Origin of the sequence: uncultured Fenollaria sp., from assembly GCF_934202865.1 — a bacterium.
GTDB lineage: Bacteria > Bacillota > Clostridia > Tissierellales > Peptoniphilaceae > Fenollaria.
This window is the reverse complement of sequence record NZ_CAKPYL010000006.1, coordinates 1-21,946: the sequence shown is the minus strand read 5'-3', so window position 1 is coordinate 21,946 and position 21,946 is coordinate 1. Positions and strand designations below refer to the sequence as shown.

Genomic DNA, 21,946 nt, shown 5'->3' with positions numbered 1-21,946 from the left:
TATGATTAATTTTAACAAATTGAAAAAGATTTTTGCTCCAATACCATTCATAGTTATCATCGCAGGTATCATAGGATTCTGCATCAATGGTTTTAACTACGGTATCGACTTCTCAGGTGGTACTATCATGAGAGTTAATGCTGGACAATTTATTGAAGAAGCAAAAGTTTATGATATAGTTAATAAAGTTGACAATGGAGCAAGCGTTGTTTATGCAGGTGCTAATAAAGAAACTATCGTTATTAAATCTACACTTGCTTTAACAAACGAGCAAAAGAACCAAATCAGCCGTGCATTTGAAGAAGAATACAAGGTTGATAGAAACAATATTGAAGACACAACTACTGGTCCATCAATCAGTAGAGAAATTAGACAAAAAGCTGTTATATCCATCATCATTGCATCAATCTTAATGCTTATCTACGTAACATTTAGATTTGAATGGAAATATGGTGTTGCAGCAGTATTTGCACTAATCGTTGACGTTCTTGTTATAGTAGCAACATACGGTATCTTCAACCTACAAATCGATTCATCATTAATCGCAGCTACACTAACTATCGTAGGTTACTCAATCAACGCGACTATAGTTATCTTTGATAGGTTTAGAGAAAACAAAAGAATGTATCCAAGGATGGAAAATGCTGAACTTATTGAGACATCACTTAACTCAACATTCAGAAGAACAGTATTAACAACAGTTACAACACTTATCGCAGTTGTTGTTCTATACATCACAGGTGGCCACGTAATCGAAGCACTTTGTATCCCACTACTAGTTGGTATCGTTGAAGGTATGATTTCATCTACATTCATCGCACCATATACTTGGGGACTACTTGAAAAGAACTTTGGTCATGGTGCAAAGAGCAAAAGAGCTTAATTAAACTTATATAAGGGGAGACGAGGAGTCTCCTCTATTTTTATGAAAATATTAATTAAGTATTATAATTATTGTGGATTGGGTATTAATGTATTAAGTTAATGAATAGTAAATAGTTTTAATATAAGAACTATTAATATCATAAGGAGGTTATTATGACAGAGATTTTAAAGGGTAAACCCGTAGCAGATATGATTAAGGCTGATATGACTAAGAAGATTGAAGATTTTCGCGCAAATGGCATGGCACCAAAGATTGCAATAGTAAGGCTAGGCGAAGACCCGAGCGACATATCATATGAAAAGGCGATACTAAAGGTGAGTGCAAACTTAAATATCGATTCAGAAGTATTTAACATTGCAAGAGAATCAACAACTGAAGAACTTCTTGCACTTATGGATAAGCTAAACAAGGACGATAAAGTGCACGGCATACTTGTATTCAGACCACTTCCTAAGCAAATAGATGCAGAAAAGGTTGCTGCCTTCATCAATCCAGATAAGGATATAGACTGCATGAACCCAATTAACCTAGAAGCAATATTTGAAGGAAAGAAAGATAGCTTTGAACCAGCTACACCAAGAGCAGCTGTTGAAATTTTAGGAAGAACTGGCTATGATTACGCTGGCAAGAACGCTGTTATAATCAATCGTTCCATGGTAGTTGGTAAGCCACTTGCTATGATGCTACTTAATGAAAATGCCACAGTTACTATCTGCCACTCAAAGACAAAGGATCTAAAGGCAGCTTGCAAGAACGCAGATGTAGTATTCACAGCGCTTGGCAGAGCGAAGATGCTTGATAAGTCTTACTTCAATGAAGACTCTATAATTATAGATGTCGGCGTAAGTATGGACAAGGATGGCAAGATTAGTGGTGACGCTGATTATGATAATCTTCTTGATTATGTAGCAAAAATCACACCAGTACCAGGCGGAGTAGGCAGTATAACAACTACAATACTTCTAAATCAAGTGCTAAAGGCAGTAGAAAAACAAAACAAATAGTAAATAAATACTAGAATTAAAAATAAGTGCTAAGCAAAATTACATGCTTAGCACTTTTTCATATGCATATTAAATTATTTAAACGAGAAAAGATATATCTCTTCGCTAGTCACATCTGGATTTATTGCCATAGTGATCGCATATACCTTATTTAATCCATCTTCTTCTTTAGTTATTATTTCTTTTAAGACCACTGGATTTGCATCATAAATCGATATTCTAGCTTCATCATCTGTAGAAAATTCTTGCTTTGCTAGCTTATATTCGCCTCTGTTCTTCCAGTATATAGTGCCGTAGTAAGTATCGCTATCATCGACTCTTACAGTTTTTACATATAAACTTGGTCCTCCAAGACTATTTCTAAGATTGATACCTGCATCATGTTCAAGCGGCTCAGTAATATCTACGTAGCCCTTCTTCACAAACTTTTCTATGCTTGGCTCTTCAAGTGAGGCGAAGTCTTTCATCTCCTTCGAAACTTTAGTTGAATCCACTTTATTAGCTTTCGATATAAAATATATAGCTATCGCAGCTACAATCAGTACTATAGCAAGTACTAGCCAATACTTTTTTAAAGAATTTTCATTTTTCATAATACCATCTCCATAATAAAATTAATTCCTTCTTATTAATATAATACCCATAATCTTAATGCATTAGCATTGTAAATTTTTATATAGACAGTCGAAAGTATAGATTAAAAAACAAGGCCTAAATAAGCCTTGTCTTTCTATTTATAGCTATGGTAATATTTTTACATCGCCATCATTATTTGAATTCTTATCTGGATTTGTATCAGTATTCTTATTGTCACCATCACCATCACCATGGTCAATGATATCTGTGATAATCTCGTTCCAATCTGTTCTGCTGTCAGGATTGTCTGGGTCTATGCCATGCTCTTGGTTATACTTATCCAAATCCTCTTGTGTGTCTGAGGCTATAGGAGGGTAGTAGCTGTAGTCCTTAGGTATGATTCCGTTGTGCTCAGCAGGATTGTATGCTGGGTTCAGTGCAGTGAAGACCTTGGTAATCTTTAGTTCTTCCGGAGTAAACTCATTTGCAATCTTATTATTTGATGAGTTTACCTCTAATGAAACGTGAACGTCACATGTATCTTTTGGCTCGGTTCCTTTGGCAAATATCTCTTGTTTAACGACGCCTCTTGGGTCAGAGGAGCAAAGCGAGCTTGGCTTTTTACCTGATTTAGTACATACATAAGCCTTTACAATGCCTTCAGGCTCAGCGAATTGAGGTTTGCTTTCTTTATCTTGATGTATCTTCGTCATTATGTGGCCCCAAAGTTTTGCTGCTAGCCATGAGCTTTGAGGTATAGTAATTTTAGGCGAGTCATTACCCATCCATGTGCCAGTTGCGTAGTAATTAGAGAAACCTACAAACCAGAAGTCTGCCTTGTAGTCAGTTGTACCAGTTTTACCAGCTGTGGCTTGTCCTTTTACTACTGCGTTTCCGCCAGTATGTTCGTAAGCAGTTGATCTAAGTACATCCTTCATGATATAAGCAATTTGTGGGCTTACGACTCTTCTTTCTTTAGGCTCTTTATCAAGGACTATGTTGCCGTCCTTATCTAAAACCTTAGTGTATATAGTCGGTTCGATGTAAACACCGTCATTAGCGATTGCAGCATAAGCAGCAGTCATCTCAAGTGGGCTAACACCCTTTGTCATACCACCAAGAGCTAGAGCAGCAAGGTTTTCATCGTTGTGAGTTTTGTTTTCACTAGCCTCTACAAAATTATCTTTACTTGGATTTTCTTCGTCAATTAGGCCTAGTAGCTTTAGATATTTTATAGAAGTAGGTATACCAATCTTTTTCAAAGTTCTAGCAGAACTTACGTTTATGGAGTAGATTAGTGATTCTCTAAGAGTTGTGATACCTTTAAAACCAGTATAAACGTTCTTTGGCCATACCTTACCTTCACCTGTTACCAATGGCACATCGAGTATTGGCGATGCAGCTGTAAAGCCATTGTCAAGAGCAGGTAAGTACACTGCAAGAGGCTTTATAGATGAGCCTGGTTGTCTAGTCGTGTCAGTAGCTCTATTCAAAATTCTATTGCCTTTTACGTCACGTCCGCCTATCATGGCAACGATGTGACCAGTTCTGTAGTCAATAACTACAGTTGCTGACTGTGGTTGAACTAGACCAGTCTTATTATTATAGAAATAGTCTGGACTTATGAATAAGTTGCCAGCCTCATTAACTTTATAGAACCCAGCGTTATTTTTAAAGAATTCTGCTTTAATAATTAAGCTGTGTTTAGCTTGTCTTAAGTAGTAAGCATCAGGCACTGCAAGACCGCCAACTCTGTGAGTTAGAAGGTTCTTCGCATCGTCAATAGTGTAGTAGTCTTGTATATCAGTTGATTTATTATATGCAAAGACCCTTGGGCTCGTGATAGTTAAATCACCGTTATCAGCTATGCTAAACTCGCCCTTTGGTATGAATAAGTAGCCATCGTCAGTAAGTAGATTTGCCTTTTTTAAATAAACCATATTACCGTTCTTATCAACAATATTACCAGCCTTATCAAGGGTTCTGTCAACAAGCAGTGGAGCCTTGTATCTTGATACGTCGCCAAGAAGTATGCCGTTGAAGTTTCTGTTGACCTCGTCAAGATCCTTTTGCATCTTGGTGTCAATAGTTGAGTAAATTCTTAAACCGCCTGTGAATAGTCTTTCTTGAGCCTTTTGCTTAGTAATTTGATACTTATCCATCAAGTCTTCAACAACTTGATTCTTAACGTAGTCGCTCGCGTAGCTTGTGATCTCAGTTTGCTTCTTTTCACTTGGTTTTAAGCTTGCTACTATATCAAAATTAATTGCTTCATCGTATTCAGCTTGAGATATTTTTTCAAGATCAAGCATCTTTTTAAGAATTACCTTTTGTCTTTCAACAGATTTTGTGTTAAATACAAGGATGTATTTTTCGCCTAATATTTCAGTTTCGCCAACCTTTCTCATAGTCGCCTCATCAAACTTAAGTGGACTGACTCTGTAGAAAGGCTGATATATATTTGGTCCCTTAACAACGCCAGCAAGTAGAGCAGCTTGAGCGATGTTTATCTCGTCAACATTCTTAGAGAAATATGTTCTTGAAGCCTCTTGTACACCATAGGAGTTTTGGCCAAGAGAAATCATGTTTAAGTAAGACTCAAGTATTTGATCCTTGCTAAGTTTTGTCTCTAAGTTAAGGGCAAGATATATTTCCTTAAGCTTTCTTGTAAGCGTTTGCTCATTAGAAAGGTAAGTATTTTTGATTAGCTGCTGAGTGATAGTTGACGCGCCACGTACAACGCCACCAGCCTTAAAGTTTTCATATAGAGATGACATAATACCCTTAGGGTCAATGCCAGGGTGATCGTAGAATCTTTCGTCTTCGATGCTTATAAAGGCGTCTTTCAAATATTGAGGCACCTTCGATAGCTTAACAAAAGTTCTGTATTCAGCAGTCTCTACCTTTTCTAGTAAATTATTATCCTTATCAAATATAAGAGACGTCTCTTCAAAGCCACTGTTAATCTCATATGGATTAATCTCAGGGGCAGTGGTAAGTATATTAACAAAAGCGAGGCCAACAGAGCCAGCAAATAGAGTTAGTGATATAAGCACAGTCATCAGCGCAATGACTATGAGCTTCTTAAGCGTAAACCTCGGCTTTCTTCTTCGTTTATTATTAGACATATTATCACTCCTAATATAATATCTACATGTATTATACCACATATTAAAGCTTTTGGTATATAATTTAAGAAAAATTTAATATTTATCTGGCCATTGTGATATAATCATGGTGAATGGAGGAGTGAGTAGATGATAAGCATAAAAAAGAATCACTTTCATAAGAAAAACATATATATAGATTTTGATTTAGACGATATGAAAAATATAAATAGAGATAGCTTTAAAGCCATAAGCGAAGAAAATCATGCACCGCTACAGATGATGATAGATGGGGATGATACTAAGAAGAAAGACTTCATCGAGGAAAATGGTTTTAATAGAGTGAGGACCTGTTATGGCATGAGTGTTAGAAGAGATGATCTCATCAGAAAAGAGACAGCTAAGATAAATTTGTTTTTGGCAAAAGAGGGTGATGAAAAATATTTTGAGCTGGCAAAAATATATTTTGAATATTATAAGAAGACACATGAGAGCATTAATCCACTGTCAGTAGATTTTGATGAATTTAAAAATATTTTAACCAAGGACGTTTATTATAACGAAGAAGATTGCATGGCGCTAGCCTTTGTAGAAGACAATGAAATTGCCTATGTCTATGCAAGCGATATAGCTAAGGCGGACGAGTTCTTTTATAGCCTTTGTGAAAAGCTTTTTAATGATTATGAAGAAATATTTTTTGAAGCAGATGATGTAGATGAAAGTGCTATGAGATTAAAGAATATTTTTAGTGGTGGAGTAGATGAAATTACAGAGACTTGGATATATAGGCTCGATGATAAATAATTTTGCACAAGAAAAACGATTAGCGTAGATAAATTTGTCTACGCTATTTTATATACAATAAATATATTTTGACATTTAATCACGGCTTTGGTATAATTACAAAAGAGGTGCTATATGGAGAGAGCAATTATATATACAATTGAATTTGATTCAAAGACTGACGAGTATCTTGATGAACTTGAAGCGCTTCTTGAGGCGTGCGATGCCGAAGCCATAGTCAGAGTGAAGCAAAGTAAGGACGTTTTAAACCCGCGCTACTACATGGGCAAGGGTAAGCTTAACGAGATAAAAACGCTTATCGAAGCGAATGACATTGACCTTCTTGTGGTTAATGACGAGCTAAGCGGCGTACAAACAAGAAATTTAGAGGATGAACTTGACATAAAAGTGGTCGACAGGACTAATCTTATCTTGGATATCTTTGCTCTAAGAGCTGAAACTGTTGAAGCAAAACTACAAGTGGAGCTTGCTCAGCTATCATATAGACTGCCAAGGCTTGTTGGTATGAATAATTATCTATCAAGAGAGGGTGGCGGCATCGGTACAAGAGGGCCAGGTGAACAAAAGCTTGAAACAGATAGACGTCACATACAAGAACAAATCGATAGAATTAAGAATAAATTAAAGGAAGCTCAAAAGTCTAGGGACAATATCTCGAGAAAGAGAAATGAGAGCGATGTTCCTTATGTAAGCATCATCGGCTACACTAACTGCGGCAAATCTACTATATTAAACAGCATGATAAAGCTATCGGAAAGCGGAGCGAAGGAAGTTTTGGCTAAGGATATGCTATTTGCCACATTACAAACTTTTGTTAGGAAGATAAAATTCTCCACTGGATCAGAATTTATCGCCTCAGACACTGTAGGTTTTGTATCGAATTTACCGACTAAGCTTGTTGAGGCCTTCAAAGGCACTTTGGAAGAGCTAAAATATGCGGATTTGATACTACACGTGGTCGATATATCTGACGAGAACATGGATTTACAGATTGAGACAACACTTGAGCTGATGAAGTCCTTGGGGCTTATGGACAAAAAAGTCTTAAGGGTATATAATAAGGTAGATAAACTTGATGAGCATAGAAGGGCCACTTTAAAGGACACAGAGGGCATCATCTACATATCAGCAAAAAATGATGAAGATGTTAAAAAGCTTATAGACAAGATAGAGTCAGTACTTAAAGAGGACCACAAAGAAGTCACAATGAAGGTGCCTTTCAAGGACAGCGCCCTTGTAGATAGGCTTAAAAAGAGCTATGCTGTAGAAGTTACAAAGTACGACGAAGCTTCAATGTATATAAAAGTGAAGCTTTCACAAATAGATTACAATAAATATAAAGACTATGTCTGTGAATAATGAGTATAAATCAGTTCTGGAGCTAGTAAGCGCCGAGGACCTGATTAATAAATCAAAGTTCATAGCAAATACAAAGCACGTTACGAGCGAAGACGAGGCCATAGCCTTCATTAATGAGATGAAAGAAAAATATAAGGACGCAACTCATAATGTCAGCGCCTACATCATTAATGGTAGCATCCCTACAAAGCGCTACGATGAAGACGGCGAGCCACAAGGCTCATCAGCAAGACCCATACTTGGCGTTATGGATGTGGAAGGCCTATCAAACATAGTCTGCGTCGTAACTAGGTACTTTGGTGGCATTAAGCTAGGCGTTGGAGGCCTTGTAAGAGCTTACTCTGGCGCATTTAAGAAGAGCATCGAGGGCCATATTTATGACTACGGCAGCTTTCTTAAGTATAGACTGACATTCCCGTACGCAGAATTCGACAAGATTAAGAACCATTTATCACATACGGTTTATGATTTAGATAATTTAGAGTACATGGAAAATATTAGCGCCGATATATATATAAAGGAAGAGGACAGCGAAGAACTTTTGGAAACGCTCAAAAATCTTGCCAATCGCGAGCTTGATTATGAGTTTGGGGATGAATATATAAAAGCGCATATTGATAAAAGGATAGTGAAATAATTGAAAGATTATGAAAATATAGTTCAAGATATGGTATCTTGGCTAAGAGATAAAAGGGACAAGACTGGCTTAAAAGGAGCGGTTTTCGGGCTTTCGGGCGGCGTTGATTCAGCAGTCGTTGCGGGTCTATCAAAACTTGCTTTTGAGGGTGATCACTTAGGCATAGTGATGCCGATACATTCACTTGAAGAAGACGAAGTAGATGCTAAATTAGTAGCAGATAAGCTCGGCATTAAGACAACTAGAGTAGATTTAACGAGTACTTATGATGACTTTGTGAAAAATGCCAAGGCAGAAGAATTTTCAAAGATGAGCTTATCAAATGTAAAGCCAAGGCTTAGGATGACAAATCTTTATATGTATGGACAAAATTTATCATATATGGTAGTCGGCTCATCAAACAAGAGCGAGTACCTAGTAGGCTACTTCACTAAATGGGCGGACAGCGCTTGCGATATATATTTACTTAGAGATTTTTACAAGAGTGAAGTTTATGAAATTGCCAAAGTTTTAGGCGTGCCAGATGAAGTCATAAATAAAAAACCATCGGCAGGGTTATGGAAGGGCCAAAGCGATGAAGACGAGCTAGGCGTTTCATATGACGATATAGAAAAATATTTCGAGGGCAAGACCATTGCCAAAGAAAAAGAGGAAAGAATAAAAAAGCTATATAATTCAACTCAGCACAAGAGAGTGGATATAGATTATTTTAAAAACAATTATTAGGAGGAATAAAATGTCAGGACATTCAAAATGGAAAACAATAAAGGCCAAGAAAGGTAAAGAAGACCAAAGAAGAGCATCAGTATTTACAAAGCTTGCTAGATACATCACTGTAGCGGTTAAGGAAGGTGGATCCAATCCAGAATTTAACCCATCGCTTAAATCAGCTATTGAAAAGGCTAAGGCTGAGAATATGCCTAACGACAACATCGAGAGAGCTATCAAGAAAGGTGAAGGCGGCGAAGGCGATGCTAACTACGAAAACGTTACTTATGAAGGCTACGGTATAGGCGGCGTTGCTGTTATGGTTGATTGCCTAACAGACAACAGAAACAGAACAGCTTCAGACGTAAGACACGCTTTTGATAAGCACGGCGGAAACCTAGGAACAACAGGCTGCGTATCATATCTATTCGATAAAAAAGGCTTTATCGCTATAGAAAACGATGGATCAGTTGATGAAGACACATTAACTATGGACGCAATTGATCTAGGAGCAGAAGATTTTAAGTCATACGAAGAAGGCTACGAAATCTACACATCTGTTGAAGACTTTAACCAAGTTGTTGAAGGCTTAAAGGACAGAGGATACAAGCTAAGTGACTTCGATTTATCAAACATACCTCAAACTACTGTTAAACTTGATGAAGAACAAGCGATTAAGTTTGAAAAGATGGTTGATGACCTAGAAGAATCAGACGACGTTCAAAGCGTTTCACACAACTTAGAAGATTAAAATGAAGAATATGAAATTATCAGTTGCTATTATATTGACCTTAAATATAATAGCACTTATATTATGTCAAGCAATACAAACAGTTTCCTACGATGAAAACGCTGTATTTTTGTGCGCAAAGCACATGGATAGCTTTGATTATATCGACAGATCTGAAGATGAAGTCTTAGTCGCTTCAAAAGTCATAGCAGGCTACTTAAGAGGGCTTAATGGTGATGAGCACCTAAGCCTTATCGGCTTAAACGAAAAAGAGATTAGCCACATGAGAGACGTAAGAGGCATATACAAGACAATAAACACAATAAAGATAGTGGCTGCAATAATAACTTTAATCATCATAATGCTATATGCGTGGAAAAAGATTAATGTATTTAAGTTTAAAGAGCTAAGAAACACTTTGTTTATAGGGTATCTAGTGCCAATATTCTTTGGCATCTTGCATCTGACAGACTTTCAAGGAGCCTTTATAAAGTTTCATGAGATCTTTTTCAAAAACGATTTGTGGCAACTTGATCCAAAGACAGACCTACTTATAAGACTAATGCCAGAAGAATTCTTTGTAAGTGGCTTTATAAAAATTTTAGCCTACTACACAATATCGATATTTGTAATTCATATTTGCAGCTTTTATTACGTAGCAAGGTGTAGTAGTAAAATGAAGAAGAAGGAGGTATAAAATTCATAAATGTTAGGTATAGCTAAATTTATAGATCAAACAAATTTAAAACAGGACGCAAGTGAGGCTGATATTATAAAGCTTGTGGAAGAGCAAAGAAAATATGAATTTAGATCCATATGTATGGAGCAAACGATTTAGACATTGTTTCGAACATCGGAAGAATCAAGATGAGAGACTATGATTATCTAAGTAAAGAGGTAAATGCTCTAAGAGAGATTACTAAGTCACATATATTAAAATTTATAATAGAAACTTCTTTCCTTAATAAGGAAGATATATTATATATAACAAAGATATTGGCTGAGAATGGCGTAGATTACGTGAAGACATCAACAGGCTTTACGAAGTCTGGAGCAAAATTGGATGACGTTAAATTTATAAAAGAAAACTTCGGTGGAAAAATAAAAATAAAAGCCTCAGGAGGAATTTCTGATTACAAAACTGCATTAGACTTTATCGATGCAGGTGCTGATGTTATCGGTACTTCCCATGGTATAGAAATTATAAATCATAAAGAAATTTAATAGTTTTTAAGTATTAATTGCAAGCTCATTTTTGAATTTTTATAAAAAAAGCTTGCAATTTTTTAAAAAATGTTGTAATATATATGTAACATATAGCCGTTATTATATGAAAAAAATTTAAGGGGGAATATTAATGAAACTTAAAAAGACATTAGTGTTTTTACTAGTACTTTCTATGGTATTATCAGCTTTTGCATTTGCATGCGGTAAGAATACTGACGAACCAGAAGAACCAGGTACTGAAACAGACGCACCAGCTGATGACGAAAACGCTGAAGATGAAGAACCAGCAGATGACGAAACAGCTGAAAGACCAACTGAACCAAGTGGCCAATTAATCATTGGTACTACTACTGAAATGAGTGGAGACTTCTCAGGAGTATGGCAAAACAACGCATCAGACGCTGACGTTAGACGTTTAATCCAAGGTTATGGTACAGTTGATCAAACTGACGAAGGTGAATACGTAATTGATGATTCTATCGTTGAAAAGTATGAAACTAAAGACAATGAAGATGGATCAAAAACTTACACATTCACAATCAAACAAGGTCTTAAATTTGCTGACGGTAAAGAAATCACAGCAAAGAACTATGTAGGAAACATACTATTCTGGAGTTCAAAACTTATTGGACCAGACTTCTGTCAAGGTAAAAACACAGCAGGTATCGACCTAGTTGGTTACGATGCATTTAGTAAAGGCGAAAAGAAAGAATTTGAAGGTGTTCACCTAATTGATGATTACACTTTCTCATCAACTATTAATCCTGAAAATACACCATATTTCTATGAATTAAACTCTGTATCATCAGGTCCAGAAGATCTAGAATTTTGGTTAGGAAAAGAAGTAGACATTAAAGATGACGGCGATGGATGTTACTTTGTTGAAGATATTAATACTGAAGAGTTCAAGAACGCAGTTAAAGCTGCAAGAGACAGAAAGACTCTACCTTCAAGCGGTCCATATATGTTAGAAAAATACGACGAAGCACAACAATTAGCAACTATGGTTATCAACCCTAACTTCCAAGGCGATAGAGTGGGTAGAAAACCTCTAATTTCAAAAGTTATTCTTAAGAAGATAACTCAAGCAACTCAAATCGACGACTTAAAGACTGGCGGTGTTGATATAATCAAAAACATCGGTGATGGTAAGACTATCAACGCTGGTATGGACTTAACAGAAGACGAAGGATTTGCTTACACTGACTATCCAAGAGCTGGTTATGGTAAGATCGCATTCTCTTGCGACGTTGGACCAACTCAATTCCCAGAAGTAAGACAAGCACTCGCTTACTTACTAGATAGAAACGATTTCGCTAAACAATTTACAGGTGGATACGGTTCTGTTGTAAACGGACCTTATGGTACAGCTCAATGGTTCTATCAAGAAACTAGTAAAGAACTTGATGAAAAGCTTAACTCTTATCCATATGACCCAGCTAAGGCTGTTGAATTACTAGAAAAAGTTGGCTTTACTCTAAACGAATCAGGCGCTGAATACAAAGAAGGCGACGGAATCAGATACAAAAAGATGGATGACGGTAAGTTAATGCCACTTGAAATCAAATGGGCATCTACTGAAAACAACGAAGTATCTGACCTACTAGTTGTTAAACTAGCTGAAAACCCTGACCTTGTAAAAGCAGGTATCAAGATTCAAAGAGACGCAATGAGCTTTGACGAATTACTAAACTGGTTATACAGAGACGCATCACAAGATGCTAAATATGGAGTTCCAACATATAATATGTTTAACTTAGCTTCAGGCTTTACTCCATGGTATGATAGAAAATATGATTACTCAACAAAAGAAGAAATGATCAAGATGGGTTACAATACTAACTTTATCTTCGATAAAGAACTAGAACAAGCTGCTATCGATATGGTTAAATGTACACCAGATCAAAGAGACGTATTTAAGGAAAACTTTGTTAAGTTCATAGTTAGATGGAATGAAATGCTACCTGACCTACCTCTATACTCTAACCAATACCATGACTTCTACAACTCAAAACTTAAACATTGGGTTACTTCAGAAATGAAGGGCTTAACAGCAACTGTACTAGATGCTTGGGTAACAGAATAGTAAAGATTAAAATTTAAAAAAACATTTTGTGGAAGGCAATAGAAATATTGCCTTCTATAAAAATACAGATAAGGTGGATGATGATGGGAAAATACGTTATAAAAAGAATACTTTACATGGTATTCGTATTTTTTGTTATGTCTATTTTGCTTTTCTTCTTATATAACATGATACCTTCAGACCCAGCAAGAGCTGAGCTTGAACCAATGAAGGCACAATTAAAAGTAGAAGAGTACAATAAGAGATATCAAGATTTAAGAAAGCAATACGGTCTTGACGATCCTATGATAGTTAGATATGGAAAGTGGCTTGGTAGATTATTACAAGGCGACTTAGGTGACTCAAGAGTTTATAAAGATAAGGTTGTAAACGTTGTACAAGAACCTTTAAAACTTACTATATTTATTAACATTTTTGCAATAATTATAGGTCTTGGCATTACTATACCACTTGGTATAGCGTGCGCTGTTAAAAAGAATTCGGTTTTCGACCAAGTAACACAAGTATTAACTGTTATAGGTTATTCTATACCAGTATTTATCACAGCACTATTGTTTATATACATCTTTAGTGTTAAGTTACAATGGTTCCCTGTAAGTGGTATGAGAACTGCAGGAAAGAATTATACAGGTATTAAAGATACACTTGACATCTTTAAGCACATTGCACTTCCTCTAATAATCATGACAGTAGGCTCATTAGGCGGTATGACAAGATATGTCAGAGCTGCTATGGATGACGCTTTAAGTATGGATTATATCAAGACTGCAAGAGCAAAGGGCTTGAAGGAAAAGACTGTAATCTACTCACATGCGTGGAGAAATGCATTGCTACCAGTAGTTACACTTATAGTTGGATGGTTTATGAGTATATTCTCAGGATCACTAATTATTGAATCAATGTTCAATTTAAATGGTATGGGTAAGTTCTACATAGACGCTTTAAATAAAAAGGACTATGACTTAGCACTTGCTATTCAGTTGTTCTATATTATAATAACACTACTAGGCAACTTAATTACTGACTTGACATACGGTTTAGTTGACCCTAGAGTTAGAGTAGAAAATTAGGAGGTTAATATGGAAAAAGATAATAAAGACTTAAAAGACACAAAACAAATACCTCCTAAAAAAGAAAAAGGATTATTTAAAAAGAAAGATAAAAAGAAAGATGTAATGATTGAGGATGATATTCAAACTCCTTTTAGAACCATACTTAATGCATTCATTTCAAATAAGGTAGCAATGACTGCATTTTTCATCTTCTTAGGTATATTCTTATTAGTTTTAATAGGACCACTTTTCAATCCTTTAGATTTATCATATGTTGAAACAACACAAGCAAACATTGCTCCAGGTTTTGACATACTTCCATTGCCAGATGGTCTTAAAAATGTTAAGACATTAAGCGTTGGATCTACATTTAGCGCTGCTGTTGATGACAATGGTAAGATTTTTGTTTGGGGTAAAACTAATATCTCTAAAAAGGTAGATATTAGAAAAATACCTAAGGAAGTTAAAAAAGCAGGAAAAGACATCGTTAAATTAGCTTGCGGTACTGACCACGTAATAGCTCTTACAGAGGACGGTAAAGTTCTTGGTTGGGGTAATAACAGACTTCAACAAGCTAAAGCTCCAGCAGAATTAATGGGCACTAAGATTGTTGACATAGCAGCATCAGACCAAGTATCTTATGCTATAGACGAAGATGGATACACATATGCTTGGGGTAATATGGGCGTTAATGACTACAAAGAAGGTCATGAATATCAAGGAAATATCGTTAAGATAGCTCCTAACCCTAATACAGCTTGCGCTATCACTAAAGATGGTAAAGTTGTTCACTTAGGTGCTCAAGAATCAGGTTTATCAAAGATTCCTGAAATAAATGAAAAAGTAGTTGACCTTGCTTCTTCATACAACACATTCGTTGCTGTTGGAGAATCAGGTAAGATTTATATGTGGGGTAACCCAACTACTACTGGTGAGTGGGAAGTTCCTGAAAATATTGATGGTAATGTAAAGAATATTTATGGACAAAGATATTCATACTTAGCTAAGCTAAAAGATGATACTATTCAAGAATGGGGTTCAAACTCATTAGGACAATTAGATGTTCCAGCTGATTTAAGAGGCAAAAAAGTTGATGAAGTATATACAGGCTTCTATCAAACTCACGTTAAAGATCAATCAGGCAAGATGCACAGCTACGGTCACAAAGGTTACCTACTAGGTACTGATGACCTTGGTAGAGACATCTGGAACAGAATTCTTAACGGTGGTAGAAAATCTATGACTATAGGTGCTATCGCAGTTATAATCTCAACTATCATCGGCGTAATCGTTGGTGGTATTTCAGGCTTCGTTGGCGGCTGGGTTGATAACGTTCTACAAAGGGTTGCAGAAATGATAGGCTCACTACCATTCCTACCATTTGCTATGATATTATCAGCACTTGTTGGCCAAACAATGACTGCCGACCAAAAGATCTTTATGATCATGATTATACTTGGTTTACTATCTTGGACAGGACTTCAAAGACTTGTTCGTGCTCAAGTACTTTCAATTAGAGAGCAAGAATACGTTGTCGCTGCAAGATCACTAGGTATTAAAGAAAAGAACATTATATTTAAACATATATTGCCAAACACTATATCTATAATTATAGTTAACGCTACACTATCATTTGCATCAAGTATGCTTACTGAAGCATCACTTTCATTCCTAGGCTTTGGTGTTCCAGCACCATATCCAACTTGGGGTAACATGCTTAACGGTGCTAACAACTCTATAATTATTCAAAGATACTGGTGGAGATGGGTATTCCCTTCTATCATACTAGGTGTTTGCGTAATTTGTATTAACTTAATAGGTGATGGCTTAAGAGACGCTATCGACCCTAAATCAGCTGAAAGATAGGAGGTAAGATTAATGGCATTATTAGAAATAAAAGACTTGCATACCTTTTTTACAACAAAAAAGGGAATAATCAAAGCTGTTAATGGCGTTTCCTATTCAGTAGAACAAGGTAAAACATTAGGAGTAGTAGGAGAAAGTGGTAGTGGTAAGAGTGTTTCTGCCATGAGTATCATTAAACTTCTTGATGGTAATGGATATATTGACAGCGGTGAAATTTGGTTTAACGGAGAAAATATTACTGATATACCTAAGAACAAGATGGGTCATATCAGAGGTAATGATGTTTCTGTTATATTCCAAGAGCCAATGACTTCACTTAACCCAGTATTTACTGTTGAAAAACAAGTAAGTGAACCGTTCATTATTCACCAAGGTATGGATAAAAAACAAGCAGCTGAAAAAGTTGTTGAAATGCTTAGCATGGTTAAGATACCAAATCCAGAAACTGTTGCTAAACAATATCCTCACCAATTATCAGGTGGTATGAGACAAAGGGTTATGATCGCCATGGCACTTGCTTGTGTTCCTAAGCTTCTTATAGCGGACGAACCAACAACAGCTCTTGACGTTACTATTCAAGCTCAAATACTAAGACTAATGAATGACTTAAAGAAGAGAATTGGTACTTCTATACTATTTATCACTCATGACCTTGGCGTTATTAACCAAATGGCTGACGACGTTGCTGTTATGTATTGTGGTCAAGTAGTAGAAAAAGCACCAAGAGATATTATCTTCGAAGGTAAGAGCATTTATATGCATCCATATACTGAAGGACTTATGGTATCAATACCAAGATTGGATACTCCTCAAGGCACTAAGCTTGATGCTATACCTGGTTCAGTACCGCATCCACTTAACTTACCAAAGGGCTGTAAATTTGCTCCTAGATGTAAGTATAGAACTGAAAAGTGCGATAACTATCAACCAGATTTAGTTAAGGTAGATGAAAATCATGAAGTAAGATGTTTCTATCCTGAAAAGGGGGTAAGATCCAATGGAAAATAAAGAGTTATTATTTAAAATACAAAACCTTAAACAATACTTCCCAGTACAAAAAGTAGGTAAGGAAGTTCAATATGTTAAAGCTAATGATGATATCTCATTGGATATTTACAAAGGCGAAACTATAGGTCTAGTAGGTGAATCTGGTTGTGGTAAATCTACTTTTGGTAGAACTTTACTACAATTATACAAACAAACTGACGGTAGAACTATTTATTACGGAAGAACAAGATGGGAAGTAAACCCTAAATACGTTTATAAGCTTATAAATGGTTTTGCTAGTCACAAGAGCAAGATTAAAGAGCTTGAAGCTGAACTTGAAAAGGAAAAAGCTGCTTATGATGCACTTCCTGATGGTAAGGAAAAGGGAGAAGCTCTTAACAAGCTTAGAGATACTGAAAAGAAACACAGACTTTTATATCAAGACCTTGCACAAATAGCAGGTGCATTGATATATCATAATAATGAAAGTGAAGTTAAATCTTTACTATTAAAGGAACAAGAACTTAACGCTAAGATCTATGCTGCTAAGAAAGATGGCAAAGAAGATTCATCTGCAGAAAACGCTTTAAAAGATGTTGAAGCAAAGCTTGATGCGCTTAGAGAAGACGTTAAGGGCAATCCTGATTATGAAAAAGCAGAAAGCTATAGAGATGCTGGTATAAACCTAGCTGAACTTGAATATGAAGAAATGAGACACTTGAGAAAAGATATGCAACTTATCTTCCAAGACCCATACTCATCACTTAACCCTCGTATGACAGTAGGTCAAATTATATCTGAAGGTTTAGTAGCTCATGATATTTACAAACAAAAAGATAAAGAACTACAAGATTACGTTGTAAAAGTTATGCAAGACTGCGGTCTAGCTCATTACTTTATACACAGATACCCTCACCAATTCTCTGGCGGTCAAAGACAAAGAATTGGTATCGCAAGAAGTGTTGCTTTAAAGCCTGACTTCATCGTTTGCGACGAAGCGGTATCAGCTCTAGACGTTTCAATTCAATCACAAATTATAAATCTATTGATTGACTTAAAAGAAAAAGAACACTTAACTTATCTATTCATTTCACATGACTTATCAGTTATTAAATATATATCTGATAAGGTAGGTGTTATGTACTTAGGAAATATAGTTGAGTTTGCTGACTCTAAGGAGTTATATGCTAGACCGGTGCATCCATATACAGAAGCACTTCTAGGCGCAATACCAACTACAGATTCTAAGAAAGAAATTCAAATTCTAGAAGGGGATATTCCAAGTCCTATCAATCCACCTAAGGGCTGTAAATTCCACACTAGATGTAAATATGCTACTGAAGAATGTAGAACAATAGTTCCAGTATTTGAAGAAGTAAGACCTGGACACTTTGTTGCATGTCATCACAAGCTAAATTTGGATAAGTAATGTTTTTTCAAAAGAAAATAGATCGCGCGTTTGAACATCTTAAGAAGACCTCGGGTAAGTATGATGAAAAAGGTAATTTAATTAATAAAGACCAAGAAGATACTGAAAAAGGTGACTTCGCTGCTATGTTTTTAGCAGCAGCAAAGGTATTCGGACCGATATTTATAGTTTTGATTATAATTTTAATATTAACTAGACCAAGATAATGAATAAAGCTACGAGCAATCGTAGCTTTATTTTTGTCTATAATAGATGTGTAAGATATGATGAAAACGAAAGGAATGCTTATTAGCTGAACAATGAATAATGAAAAAGAATAATGAAAAATAAGTGATGAAAATTGCAATGAGAATGAGTATTGAAAATAAAAAACGAGAAATGAAAAAATAATAATGTGCAAGATATGACAAAAAACGAATGAAGAGTGATAAGAAATATATAATGAGCAATGAAGAATGACAAGAAATATATAATAAGCAATAAACCATAATCAATAAGCAAATATAAACTAAATCAAAAAGCAATTTTAATTTAAATACTTTATTAATTCTTGTTTAGTTTAACGCGCTTAAGGGTAAATAGAGAGTAAGGATAAAGGAGGTTTTCTTATGAAAAGAAAAGTATGTTTATTATTAATATTTTTACTTATGCTTACAAATGCCGCATATGCAGCGGACTTAAAGGTTAGTACACCAAATGGCTACGTATTAAGTGACTCAGAAGTAGAAAGACTTAGCTTAGTCATTAATAACAAGATGAAAGAAGAGAATAATGAAAGAGAAAATTTGGTTGGCTATGTAATACCAGTTTACAATCTTTCAACAGAGTACTTATTCAACAACGCTAACAAGACATTAGAAGATTCCTTTGTCAACAAGGGAAATGCAATTATGATTATAAAAGATAAAGTCGGTCCATTCATGCAAGCTGGACTTATAAAGTCAAACAAGGGCCTTATAGTAGAGACATATTCAGACATAAGCGATGGTCTACTTGAAGCCATTACATTACTTAAAACAAAGAGCATGACTAATGCTAGATACTTAAGTATAGATCAAACAAGTAAGCCAAGCATAATACTTGCCAACGAAGGCAAAGTAGCTAAAGCGATAGCAATAGATTTATTAAATGATAGAGAGAAAAATGATTCAAAGCTTGAAGATGCTATACTTGATACAAATGATGTATATGAACAAATCAAGCAAAACAAGATAGCTGACATGGAATTAACAGTTGAAAATCTTAAGAAGGGCGAGCCATACAAAACTGATCAAATATCCTTATTTAAGCCAGTTGAAGTTCAAAAGACTGAAAAGAAGAGCCCAATCAAAATCATAATCATCATACTTATAGTAATACTACTAATACTAGGAACTTACTTCATCTTGATGCAAAAATCTTCAAAGAAGGCACCATTTAAGAAGAAAAAATCAAAGAAGGCTAAAGATGATTATGACGATATTGATGAGAATGAAGATTATTTAGTATAGAGAATCTTTTATCAATAAAGAAAGGTGATATCATTGTTTAAAATAATTATGCTTATATCAGTGGCATATATCCCACTTTTTCTGATAGTAATAGGAAAGATATTTGAAAAATATCCGAGCAAAGAGCCAAACATAGCTATAGGCTTTAGAACAAAGCTTTCAATGATGAATAAAGAGACTTGGGACTACGCACAAAGACTATTCCCAAAGGCTTGGATAAGCTTAGGAAGAATAATGCTTCCTATTAGTCTCATCATACTTTTCTTACTATATAGCGAGGATAAGGACTACACAGGAAACTTAGCCCTAATACTTATGATGGTACAAGTAGTTCTAATGCTAGGCTCGATTCTATATGTAAATCTAAAACTAAAAGCAGCTTTCAATAGCGATGGAAGCCGCAAAGAAATTCAATAAAAAACACAAAGGTCAAAGTTTTAACTTTGACCTTTTCTTATGAGCAATCAAGCCTTTATTTCGTTTATAAATGGACTTATATCGTAGTCCGTGTTGTTTCTCTCCTTAAATGCGAAGATATATAGATTCTCTCTAGCTCTTGTCATGCCAACGTAGAAGATTCTTCTTTCTTCTTCAAGTTCTGCATCGCTCGCGTTATTTGAGCCTGGTATCTCCTCATCAACTATGTCTATCAAAAATACCGTGTCAAACTCAAGTCCCTTAGCGCCGTGTATAGTTGAGAGCACCACATTCGATTCGTTTTGGCTATAGATCTTGTTTCTTAAAACATTGAGCCTTAGCTTAAGCTCATCCATGCTCTTAGTGTAGAGAGCGATTTGCTTCAAAAAGTAGAGCATAGTAAGCAGCTTGTTGAAGGACTCACTGTTGTCACGGCCCTTTGTCCTTAAGTAGCCTCTGTAATTCATATCATTTTCAATATAATCAATGACATTCGATGGCTTCATCTTTCTTATGGCCTTGAAATCTTTCATCAGCTCAAGAATATAATCCTTTTTATAGCTTTGAATCGTCTCGGACTTATACAAAGTTTTTAAAACATCAACATCTGTCAAAGTGCTTAGCTCACTTATATCTTGCTTCGATAAATAGCCCTTAATCTTGTAGTAAATCTTTCTAAATAGGGCAGCGTCATTCATATTTTGCGAAAAATTATAAATATCAAAGATGTCCTCTATAATCCAGTGAGTGAAGAAGCGATCCTTTTTATCATAGGAAGTGAAGTTAATCATGTAGCGCTCTAAGTACTCAGCTAGCGGTATCTGAGAGATATTGTTCCTATACAAGACGGCGACAGTGCCTTCTGCGTCCTTTAGATACTTTGCTATGTAGCGGTACTCGTCAAGGTCCTTGTTAAAGAGCTTTACATTGACTGGCACACTTCCACTTTTATGTGCACTTAAGTCTTTAGCGTATCTTAGCTTATTGTTCTTAATTAGTCTATTAGATGCAGTGATTATGCTGGGCGTAGACCTATAGTTTTCGCTAAGTCTATAGATATGGGCGTCTTTATAATGCTTCTCAAAATTTAGTATCCTCTCAGGGCAAGCGCCTCTAAACCTATATATAGATTGGTCGTCATCAGCCACGACGAAGAAATTATTATCCTTATTAATAAGCTTATCAAGAATCATAAACTGAATGGACGAAGTGTCTTGACCCTCGTCAAGAAGGATGTACTCGTACTTATACTTGAACTTCGAAATTATATGCTTATCCTTTTCAAGCAAATCGTTTGCAATCACAAGCATATCGTCAAAGTCGATGAGCTTCTTTTTCTTCTTATACGCTTCGAAGTCATCGACCACGACTTTGTATTCAAAAGGCCCGTCCGCATCGATATAATCCTCGTTAGTGTTCTTTATGTAGCCAAGTATAGACTGTATCTGATCTAGCTCTTCTTCGCTCGGATAAGTTTTTAGCTTATCCATATATATCTTCCTAAGTATATTTCTCGATTTTGGTGCATTTTCAACGTCAAGCAAGGTGTATTTAATTTTCTTGTATCGCTCGTACTCTCTG

The 21,946-nt window shown here is 35.7% G+C and carries 20 protein-coding genes; 17 read left to right on the top strand and 3 right to left on the bottom strand.

Annotation, left to right across the window (positions count from 1 at the left end; genetic code table 11):
* The first annotated feature begins 1 nt into the window (after position 1).
* Positions 2 to 883 carry a protein translocase subunit SecF gene (gene secF, locus Q0E71_RS01490; protein ID WP_294795245.1) on the top strand — a complete coding sequence of 294 codons (882 nt, stop codon included), beginning with the start codon at positions 2 to 4 and terminating at the stop codon, positions 881 to 883.
* A gap of 155 nt (positions 884 to 1,038) precedes the next feature.
* On the top strand, positions 1,039 to 1,890 hold the full coding sequence (locus Q0E71_RS01485; RefSeq protein WP_294795242.1) for a bifunctional 5,10-methylenetetrahydrofolate dehydrogenase/5,10-methenyltetrahydrofolate cyclohydrolase: 852 nt from the start codon (positions 1,039 to 1,041) through the stop codon (positions 1,888 to 1,890).
* Between the two features lie 74 nt (positions 1,891 to 1,964).
* On the opposite strand, the gene Q0E71_RS01480 is transcribed toward Q0E71_RS01485, so the two are convergent.
* Together Q0E71_RS01480 and Q0E71_RS01475 are read right to left on the bottom strand one after the other, a co-directional pair.
* The gene (locus Q0E71_RS01480) at positions 1,965 to 2,483 is read right to left on the bottom strand and encodes a hypothetical protein (protein ID WP_294795239.1); all 519 of its coding nucleotides are present in this window, start codon (positions 2,481 to 2,483) and stop codon (positions 1,965 to 1,967) included.
* 147 nt (positions 2,484 to 2,630) lie between these two features.
* On the bottom strand, positions 2,631 to 5,594 hold the full coding sequence (locus Q0E71_RS01475) for a penicillin-binding protein 1A (RefSeq protein WP_294795236.1): 2,964 nt from the start codon (positions 5,592 to 5,594) through the stop codon (positions 2,631 to 2,633).
* Between the two features lie 129 nt (positions 5,595 to 5,723).
* On the opposite strand from Q0E71_RS01475, the gene Q0E71_RS01470 reads away from it, so the two are divergent.
* From Q0E71_RS01470 to Q0E71_RS01395, 15 genes are all read left to right on the top strand, one after another.
* Positions 5,724 to 6,377, top strand: a complete 654-nt coding sequence (locus tag Q0E71_RS01470; protein ID WP_294795234.1) for a hypothetical protein — start codon at positions 5,724 to 5,726, stop codon at positions 6,375 to 6,377.
* Positions 6,378 to 6,491: 114 nt separating this feature from the next.
* Positions 6,492 to 7,736 (top strand): GTPase HflX, encoded by a 1,245-nt coding sequence (gene hflX / locus Q0E71_RS01465; protein WP_294795230.1) that lies wholly within the window; start codon positions 6,492 to 6,494, stop codon positions 7,734 to 7,736.
* A complete protein-coding gene (locus tag Q0E71_RS01460) occupies positions 7,723 to 8,373 on the top strand; it encodes a YigZ family protein (RefSeq protein WP_294795228.1) in 651 nt (216 codons plus the stop codon). The genes hflX and Q0E71_RS01460 overlap by 14 nt, the downstream gene beginning before the upstream one ends.
* Entirely contained in the window at positions 8,374 to 9,099 is a 726-nt protein-coding gene (gene nadE, locus Q0E71_RS01455; RefSeq protein ID WP_294795224.1) for an NAD(+) synthase, read from the top strand.
* A 10-nt stretch (positions 9,100 to 9,109) separates the two neighbouring features.
* Complete coding sequence (locus Q0E71_RS01450) at positions 9,110 to 9,832, top strand: YebC/PmpR family DNA-binding transcriptional regulator (protein ID WP_294795221.1); 723 nt, start codon at positions 9,110 to 9,112, stop codon at positions 9,830 to 9,832.
* A gap of 1 nt (position 9,833) precedes the next feature.
* Positions 9,834 to 10,508 (top strand): TIGR01906 family membrane protein, encoded by a 675-nt coding sequence (locus Q0E71_RS01445; RefSeq protein ID WP_294795218.1) that lies wholly within the window; start codon positions 9,834 to 9,836, stop codon positions 10,506 to 10,508.
* Positions 10,509 to 10,627: 119 nt separating this feature from the next.
* Positions 10,628 to 11,035, top strand: a complete 408-nt coding sequence (gene deoC / locus Q0E71_RS01440; protein WP_294795216.1) for a deoxyribose-phosphate aldolase — start codon at positions 10,628 to 10,630, stop codon at positions 11,033 to 11,035.
* Positions 11,036 to 11,168: 133 nt separating this feature from the next.
* Complete coding sequence (locus tag Q0E71_RS01435; RefSeq protein WP_294795213.1) at positions 11,169 to 13,124, top strand: ABC transporter substrate-binding protein; 1,956 nt, start codon at positions 11,169 to 11,171, stop codon at positions 13,122 to 13,124.
* Between the two features lie 83 nt (positions 13,125 to 13,207).
* On the top strand, positions 13,208 to 14,194 hold the full coding sequence (locus Q0E71_RS01430) for an ABC transporter permease (protein ID WP_294795210.1): 987 nt from the start codon (positions 13,208 to 13,210) through the stop codon (positions 14,192 to 14,194).
* A gap of 9 nt (positions 14,195 to 14,203) precedes the next feature.
* Positions 14,204 to 16,042 carry an ABC transporter permease subunit gene (locus Q0E71_RS01425; RefSeq protein ID WP_294795208.1) on the top strand — a complete coding sequence of 613 codons (1,839 nt, stop codon included), beginning with the start codon at positions 14,204 to 14,206 and terminating at the stop codon, positions 16,040 to 16,042.
* 12 nt (positions 16,043 to 16,054) lie between these two features.
* Positions 16,055 to 17,050, top strand: a complete 996-nt coding sequence (locus Q0E71_RS01420; protein WP_294795205.1) for an ABC transporter ATP-binding protein — start codon at positions 16,055 to 16,057, stop codon at positions 17,048 to 17,050.
* Complete coding sequence (locus Q0E71_RS06780) at positions 17,040 to 18,458, top strand: ABC transporter ATP-binding protein (RefSeq protein WP_367116795.1); 1,419 nt, start codon at positions 17,040 to 17,042, stop codon at positions 18,456 to 18,458. Before Q0E71_RS01420 ends, Q0E71_RS06780 begins: the two co-directional genes overlap by 11 nt.
* Positions 18,458 to 18,664 (top strand): hypothetical protein, encoded by a 207-nt coding sequence (locus Q0E71_RS01405; protein WP_058260204.1) that lies wholly within the window; start codon positions 18,458 to 18,460, stop codon positions 18,662 to 18,664. The genes Q0E71_RS06780 and Q0E71_RS01405 overlap by 1 nt, the downstream gene beginning before the upstream one ends.
* Before the next feature lie 402 nt (positions 18,665 to 19,066).
* Positions 19,067 to 19,948, top strand: a complete 882-nt coding sequence (locus Q0E71_RS01400; RefSeq protein ID WP_294795195.1) for a hypothetical protein — start codon at positions 19,067 to 19,069, stop codon at positions 19,946 to 19,948.
* Between the two features lie 33 nt (positions 19,949 to 19,981).
* Positions 19,982 to 20,365 carry an SdpI family protein gene (locus Q0E71_RS01395; RefSeq protein ID WP_294795191.1) on the top strand — a complete coding sequence of 128 codons (384 nt, stop codon included), beginning with the start codon at positions 19,982 to 19,984 and terminating at the stop codon, positions 20,363 to 20,365.
* A gap of 47 nt (positions 20,366 to 20,412) precedes the next feature.
* Here Q0E71_RS01395 and Q0E71_RS01390 read toward each other — a convergent pair.
* Positions 20,413 to 21,946, bottom strand: a 1,534-nt coding sequence (locus Q0E71_RS01390; protein ID WP_294795189.1) for an ATP-dependent helicase, incomplete at its 5' end; no start/stop codon positions are given.

Coding starts and splice junctions, on each gene's coding strand:
- secF (WP_294795245.1), top strand. CDS start 2: ATGATTAATTTTAACAAATTGAAAAAGATTTTTGCTCCAATACCATTC.
- Q0E71_RS01485 (WP_294795242.1), top strand. CDS start 1,039: ATGACAGAGATTTTAAAGGGTAAACCCGTAGCAGATATGATTAAGGCT.
- Q0E71_RS01480 (WP_294795239.1), bottom strand. CDS start 2,483: ATGAAAAATGAAAATTCTTTAAAAAAGTATTGGCTAGTACTTGCTATA.
- Q0E71_RS01475 (WP_294795236.1), bottom strand. CDS start 5,594: ATGTCTAATAATAAACGAAGAAGAAAGCCGAGGTTTACGCTTAAGAAG.
- Q0E71_RS01470 (WP_294795234.1), top strand. CDS start 5,724: ATGATAAGCATAAAAAAGAATCACTTTCATAAGAAAAACATATATATA.
- hflX (WP_294795230.1), top strand. CDS start 6,492: ATGGAGAGAGCAATTATATATACAATTGAATTTGATTCAAAGACTGAC.
- Q0E71_RS01460 (WP_294795228.1), top strand. CDS start 7,723: ATGTCTGTGAATAATGAGTATAAATCAGTTCTGGAGCTAGTAAGCGCC.
- Q0E71_RS01450 (WP_294795221.1), top strand. CDS start 9,110: ATGTCAGGACATTCAAAATGGAAAACAATAAAGGCCAAGAAAGGTAAA.
- Q0E71_RS01445 (WP_294795218.1), top strand. CDS start 9,834: ATGAAGAATATGAAATTATCAGTTGCTATTATATTGACCTTAAATATA.
- deoC (WP_294795216.1), top strand. CDS start 10,628: ATGTATGGAGCAAACGATTTAGACATTGTTTCGAACATCGGAAGAATC.
- Q0E71_RS01435 (WP_294795213.1), top strand. CDS start 11,169: ATGAAACTTAAAAAGACATTAGTGTTTTTACTAGTACTTTCTATGGTA.
- Q0E71_RS01430 (WP_294795210.1), top strand. CDS start 13,208: ATGGGAAAATACGTTATAAAAAGAATACTTTACATGGTATTCGTATTT.
- Q0E71_RS01425 (WP_294795208.1), top strand. CDS start 14,204: ATGGAAAAAGATAATAAAGACTTAAAAGACACAAAACAAATACCTCCT.
- Q0E71_RS01420 (WP_294795205.1), top strand. CDS start 16,055: ATGGCATTATTAGAAATAAAAGACTTGCATACCTTTTTTACAACAAAA.
- Q0E71_RS06780 (WP_367116795.1), top strand. CDS start 17,040: ATGGAAAATAAAGAGTTATTATTTAAAATACAAAACCTTAAACAATAC.
- Q0E71_RS01405 (WP_058260204.1), top strand. CDS start 18,458: ATGTTTTTTCAAAAGAAAATAGATCGCGCGTTTGAACATCTTAAGAAG.
- Q0E71_RS01400 (WP_294795195.1), top strand. CDS start 19,067: ATGAAAAGAAAAGTATGTTTATTATTAATATTTTTACTTATGCTTACA.